At 60.1% G+C, this 5,597-nt stretch carries 7 protein-coding genes; 4 read left to right on the top strand and 3 right to left on the bottom strand.

What is annotated here, in order from left to right:
- Nucleotides 1-205 (top strand): alpha/beta hydrolase (locus E3O50_RS03500; RefSeq protein ID WP_134558240.1); only part of this gene is annotated, 205 nt, incomplete at its 5' end.
- A 40-nt stretch (nt 206-245) separates the two neighbouring features.
- On the opposite strand, the gene E3O50_RS03495 is transcribed toward E3O50_RS03500, so the two are convergent.
- Both E3O50_RS03495 and E3O50_RS03490 read right to left on the bottom strand, forming a co-directional pair.
- Nucleotides 246-536: an antibiotic biosynthesis monooxygenase gene (locus E3O50_RS03495; RefSeq protein WP_134450133.1), complete on the bottom strand. Its 291-nt coding sequence runs from the start codon at nt 534-536 to the stop codon at nt 246-248.
- 110 nt (nt 537-646) lie between these two features.
- On the bottom strand, nt 647-1,201 hold the full coding sequence (locus tag E3O50_RS03490; RefSeq protein ID WP_134558239.1) for a DUF6578 domain-containing protein: 555 nt from the start codon (nt 1,199-1,201) through the stop codon (nt 647-649).
- 291 nt (nt 1,202-1,492) lie between these two features.
- On the opposite strand from E3O50_RS03490, the gene E3O50_RS03485 reads away from it, so the two are divergent.
- Both E3O50_RS03485 and E3O50_RS03480 read left to right on the top strand, forming a co-directional pair.
- The gene (locus E3O50_RS03485) at nt 1,493-2,368 is read left to right on the top strand and encodes an ATP-binding cassette domain-containing protein (RefSeq protein WP_134450141.1); all 876 of its coding nucleotides are present in this window, start codon (nt 1,493-1,495) and stop codon (nt 2,366-2,368) included.
- A gap of 2 nt (nt 2,369-2,370) precedes the next feature.
- The gene (locus E3O50_RS03480; protein ID WP_134450135.1) at nt 2,371-3,612 is read left to right on the top strand and encodes an ABC transporter permease; all 1,242 of its coding nucleotides are present in this window, start codon (nt 2,371-2,373) and stop codon (nt 3,610-3,612) included.
- 123 nt (nt 3,613-3,735) lie between these two features.
- Here E3O50_RS03480 and E3O50_RS03475 read toward each other — a convergent pair whose 3' ends face one another.
- Nucleotides 3,736-4,419, bottom strand: coding sequence for a nucleotidyl transferase AbiEii/AbiGii toxin family protein (locus E3O50_RS03475; protein ID WP_134450136.1), 684 nt, complete (start codon nt 4,417-4,419; stop codon nt 3,736-3,738).
- Between the two features lie 73 nt (nt 4,420-4,492).
- On the opposite strand from E3O50_RS03475, the gene E3O50_RS03470 reads away from it, so the two are divergent.
- Nucleotides 4,493-5,533: an IS30 family transposase gene (locus tag E3O50_RS03470; RefSeq protein WP_134558238.1), complete on the top strand. Its 1,041-nt coding sequence runs from the start codon at nt 4,493-4,495 to the stop codon at nt 5,531-5,533.
- Nucleotides 5,534-5,597 lie beyond the last annotated feature (64 nt).

The raw sequence follows: 5,597 nt of genomic DNA, 5'->3' as shown, positions 1-5,597 counted from the left end.
GATGCTGCCGTCGATAACGTGCCCAACGATGATCATCCATGGGGCCGCAGATCGCCTCATTCCCCTCGCCGCCGCCGAAGAGACAGCCGCCGCAATGCCTGCAGCCACATTCACCATCATCGAGGGCGCCGGCCACTTCTTGTTCCATGAACGGCCCGCCGCCGCACGAGACGTCGTAGACGCATGGCTCGAGTCAGCTGAATAGCTGAACAGCAGCCATGTGATGCCGCCAGACAACGTTCGATCTACGGGACGGTCTGGAAATGCTCGACCAAGGGGAACGGTTCGTAGAAATGGTGCAGTAGGGCGCGCCATTCTTGGTACTGCGCGGATTGCCTGAAGCCGATCGTGTGGTCGTCGAGTCGCTCCCACTCAACGAGCAATAGGTATGTGCTCGGAGACTCGATCGAACGCGACAGCGTCAGGCTACGGCACCCGGGCATTGACGAGATGATGGCCCGCGCATCGGCAAAGGCGAGCTCGAATTCAATTTCACGACCGGGAATCACGGGTAAGAGGGCATGTTCTGTTATCACCTAAGCAGTGTCCCATTCAGCGTTCCCGTTTGGGTTCGTAGTGCCCGCCGTCTCAGGTCGAAAAGCCACCCTGACAATGCCGCAGCATGGCTGGGATTCTCTCCGAAAGTTTATTCGTGCTCCTGGACGTCGACGAGCCAGCCCTCCAGTGAGCGTCGGTGTTGCTCGGGCGGTAGAACAGCAAACTTTTCGACGTCGGGTTCGGCGTCTTCGTCGATGCGCAGCCGAACGCCCTGAGCCGGGGCCAACCTCGCTGTATTCGCAACGGGCACGATCTCGATCATGTATCGAGAGGGCGTAGTTCCTAGGAACGCGCCATTGCCGAGATCACGGCCAACCATCGGCCACTCGTCGCCGTCCGTCGGCATGATCGATTCGGGTGGCGCGCCGTGGCCGGGCCGACGCCACGATCGACGCTCGACGACATCCTGCGTGACCGCGTGTACCGCGACAACCCTGCCGCGCACACGATCGGTGAACTTCTCCTCATGGTGCGACTCCATCGTGTCCACCGTGGCGAAAAGTTCCGGTCCAAGCATGTCAGCGAGAGCATCATTCGGCGTTCGCGTCTCGATACCGAAGTCGACCTCATCGCCGATGGTAAAAGCATCGCCGCAGCAAGCCCATTCCCATTTCGTCAGCCACGCGCGCGTCAAAAGGCCCACGCTAGCCCAACTCCCACGCTGCGACTCAGCCAACAAGTTAAGGGATCCGCTAGCGGAACTTTGTAGCCGTCCCACTCAAGGTTCCGCTTGCGGGCAGCCCGCGACGTCGGCGGCCGGCCACGCTGGAGGAGGGCTGCCTGGCATGCCCGCGGAGTGAAACCAGTGTTGGTGTGCGTCGTTTGCGCCCGTTATTCGCGGCCATGTCTCTAGCCGGTGTCGCGGTTGGCCGCTAGCTTTGGTTCGGTGACCTCTTCGACAGCTGACGCGCTCGTGTCCATCGACCGTTTCCGAATGGATTTTGGCAAGACCACGGTTATCCGTGATCTCTCGTTCGATATTCGACGGGGCGAGACTTTTGGGTTCCTGGGCAGTAACGGGTCGGGAAAGACGACGACGATTCGTGCGCTGCTGGGTATTTACCAGCCGACTTCCGGCACGCTCCTTATTGATGGGCGTCCGTTCCGCCCGGAGAATGGTGTCCGGCTTGGGTATCTTCCAGAAGAGCGCGGGCTGTATAAGAAGGAGTCCGTGATCGATGTCATGACTTATTTCGGGGTGCTCAAAGGTTTGGGCCGCGTCACGGCAAGGCAATGGTCCTTGGGCTACCTTGAGCGAGTCGGTTTGTCGGACAAGGAGAAGGTGCGCCTCGACAAGCTATCCGGTGGTCAGCAGCAGAAAATCCAGCTCGGCGTGACGATCATGAATGATCCGGAGTTGCTGATACTGGACGAGCCAACTAAAGGTTTCGACCCGATCAACCGTCGCCTGGTCATGGATGTCATCGATGACAGCAGAAAGGCCGGTGCGACCGTGCTCATGGTCACCCATCAAATGGAGGAAGTGGAACGCCTCTGTGACCGGGTCATCTTGCTCAAGGACGGTACCGCGCGGGCTTACGGCACCGTTGAAGAGGTCCAGGAACAATTCGGCGGTACCATCATCCACGTCGATCACACCGGTGTCATTCCGCCTTCCACTCGCTACCGGGTTGCGTCGGATAACCAGGGTCACGCGGAACTTGAGGTGTCGAACGACGCGGACTTCGCCGATATCCTCCGCGCCCTCGTGGACACTGGCATCGATGTGCGCCGGTTCACGCCGACCAGGAAATCGCTCGACGATATCTTCGTCGAAGTGTATGGCGACCAGACCGAAACGGAGGTGTGAGCATGGCTCGGCACAACCTTGGCACTGTCATCCGTTTTGAGTTCTTGCGCACGGTCACCAAACGCCGATTCTGGGTGGCGACCCTGTTCGTCCCCGTGATGCTGGTCGTCGTGTTCCTCCTCGTTTTCGTTTCGAACAGTTCAACCAGTAAGTCCGCGGACGAACAGAAGAACGCTCACCTCTCCTTCGAGTACACCGACGACTCCGGTCTCATCGACCCGAGCATCATCAGCCAACTCGGGGGAGCCGAAGCATCGGGTACCAATGCCGGTGTGTCTGCGGTCAAGTCGGGGCAAGTGGACGCGTTTTTCGTCTACCCGGCTGACCCGTCTAAACAGGCCATCAAGGTATACGGCGCCGATCAGGGGCTCTTTGCCAACGGCAAGTACTCCTCGGTCGCCGAATCTATCCTGAAGTCCAGCGTTGAACAGAAGCTCAATTCTCCACAGGCCACCGCGATTATCCAGGGCAACATCAACACGGACATGACCACGTTCAAGGATGGCAACGTCGCTGGCGGCTTCAACTCTGTTATCCCAGCGCTGCTGTTCCTGGTCCTGTTCTACGTCGCGATCCTGTTACTTGGCAACCAGATGCTCAACTCCACCTTGGAGGAGAAGGAGAACCGGGTGACCGAGATGATCCTGACCACCATCAACCCCACCAGTCTGCTCCTGGGCAAGGTGGTGTCGTTGTTCATGGTCGGGCTCGTCCAAATGCTCGTTTTCGCCCTGCCCACTGTCTTGGGTTACCTGTTCCTCCGGGACCAGCTCAACATCCCCAACCTCGACCTGTCGGGGCTTGTTTTCGCCCCGCAACAGATGATCGTCGGGGCGCTTATTCTCTTCGGCGGTTTTTCACTGTTCACCGGTACACTGGTCGCCCTCGGCGCTGTCATGCCCACCGTGAAAGATGCGGGACCCATCTTTGGGGCGCTGATGGTCTTGATCTTCATCCCGTTCTACACGGTGTCCCTCGTAATCAGCGACCCGAACGCGACCATCGTCCAGATCTTCAGCTACTTCCCCTACTCCGCCCCCGTCACAGCGCTTTTGCGCAACGCGTTTGGAACGCTCCCGCTCTGGTCAGCGATCATCATCATCGCCGAGCTCTTCATCCTCTCCGCGATCGTGCTCCGCGTCGCGGTGCAATTGTTCAGGTATGGGTCCATCGAGTACTCGCGAAAAGTCTCAATCAAGGACGTGCTGACGCGACGTCGCGCGTTGGCGGCGACGATGGAATAGCAGCTTCGGCCACGAGACGATTGCGAACCGTCGCGCTCCACGAATGCTCGCTCTTTCTCTATGCCAGGAGAAGCGGACCGGATCGTGTCCCGAGATGACTTTTCTCCCGCTGCTGGCGAGAGGTTAGCTCGTCCTGATTTGCTCTACCCACTGATTCACCTGGCGGATGGCGTCGTCTAGTGAGTAGCTGATTCCTACCTCCGTGGCTGGGCGTTCGTACTCGTCCTCCCAGAGCGGATTGCTCACGATAAGAGGCGGCCACATTCGTGGAGGAAGTCCAAGGACCGTGGCTTCGGCGGCTCTGGCGGTAAAGACGTCCTCGGCCGCCGCTCTGAGCGGCTTCAGGTCTGTTGGCTGCGGGTAAAACGTGTTTCGGATTAGGAGTAGATCCACGATGTCGCGTACCCGGTTGTTGCTGAATGTAGGGGGTTGATGCGGGTCAGAGCAGGCGTGCAACTTCTGTGCCACTTGGTACGCGAGAGTGATTCCGGCCAGCTCTGCCGCCGGGTGGACACCAAAGTACCCCAGCCGCGGAGCAGGGAAGCGATCAGTGACGTCCGCGATGGCGCCCTCGGGGAAGGCCACTTCGACTTGGATGCGGCGCCACGTTACGCCTTTGAGACTGAGGACAATATGGAATCGCCGAGGTTTGACGCGGCGCGAGGTGGTCTCGATGACTGACACGTCGGAGCGGGTGAGGGTGATGTCGCCCCACGGCGCGGCCAACGCGCCATCGAGGGCGTGGAGAAATTCGTCGAGTTCCCCGCGGAAGAGGGTGTCCACGTCTTTTGTTGCACGGCTGGCCAGGACAGTTTCAAGCGGTCAATGCAAGGGTGTGGTTCCGGTGACCTCCTAATCTGCTTCTTGGAAAGGAGCGAGAATGGGACGAAAACCAAAGCCACCGGAGCAGCGGATGGCGTTCTTTACGGCACGTGCGTCGGGTGCGTCGCTTAGAAAGTCCGCCGCACTGACGGGCATATCGAGGTCGACGGCCTGTCTGTGGCTCAAGCAGTCCGGTGGTGTCAGACCGCGGGCGACGAAGCCTCGGCCGGCCTTGCGATTGTCGCTCGACGAGAGGGAAACCATCTCGCGCGGCCTCGCCGCAAACCGGTCACTGACAGCGATCGCCAGCGAGCTAGGTCGGCCAGTCTCCACTGTTTCGCGGGAGGTGCTTCGTAACAGTGGCAGAAACGGCTATCGTGCCGCTCATGCTGAACGCCTCGCAGAGGCCCGGAGCCGGCGGCCTCGACTCGGGAAACTCGCCACTGACGATCGATTGCGCGAGCACGTGGAATCCAAACTCAAGGTCTGCTGGTCTCCGCAACAGATCTCGAAGCGCCTGATCGCGGAGTTCCCAGACGACCCGGGCATGCGGGTGTCTCACGAAACCATCTACACCTCGCTCTTCGTCCAGGCCCAACCTGGTCTCCGAGCGGAATTGACCACCAAGCTCCGGACCCGGCGCTTGCGCCGCCATCCGCAACGGCGCGTTGCCTCCGGCGGGAAGAAGTCACGGATACCAGGCCTCGTGCCCCTGAAGGACCGTCCCGTCGAGGCGAACGACCGCAAGACACCCGGGCATTGGGAAGGCGACATGATCGTCGGACGCTACGGGACCTCCCACATCGTGACCCTGGTCGAACGACACAGTCGCATCCTGATCGCCATCCCGCTCCCACACGGCGCCAAAAGCGAAATCGTGATCGCGGCGCTCATCGATGCCTTCAAAAAGCTGCCCACGCCCATGCGCCGGACTCTGACCTGGGACCGCGGCAACGAAATGGCCCGCCACGCAGATTTCACGACAGCGACCGGGATTCCCGTCTTCTTCTGCGACGCCTACTCACCCTGGCAACGCGGCACGAACGAAAACACCAACGGCCTGCTGGAGTGGTCCCCGAAAGTTGGACACCGAATTTAGGGTTCCATCTTCAGGGAGTAGTCAGATGTACTCGAAAAGCACGTTGAGTCACTCCGAGGCCGTT

The sequence above is a fragment of the Cryobacterium sp. MDB1-18-1 genome (genome assembly GCF_004402735.1).
GTDB lineage: Bacteria > Actinomycetota > Actinomycetes > Actinomycetales > Microbacteriaceae > Cryobacterium > Cryobacterium glucosi.
The sequence above is the reverse complement of the archived record's forward strand: the minus strand, read 5'-3'. Positions and strand labels throughout refer to the sequence as shown.

Bases quoted from the DNA above. Each gene is read 5' to 3' on its own strand.
- E3O50_RS03485 (WP_134450141.1), top strand. From the start codon at position 1,493: ATGGATTTTGGCAAGACCACGGTTATCCGTGATCTCTCGTTCGATATT.
- E3O50_RS03470 (WP_134558238.1), top strand. From the start codon at position 4,493: ATGGGACGAAAACCAAAGCCACCGGAGCAGCGGATGGCGTTCTTTACG.
- E3O50_RS03480 (WP_134450135.1), top strand. From the start codon at position 2,371: ATGGCTCGGCACAACCTTGGCACTGTCATCCGTTTTGAGTTCTTGCGC.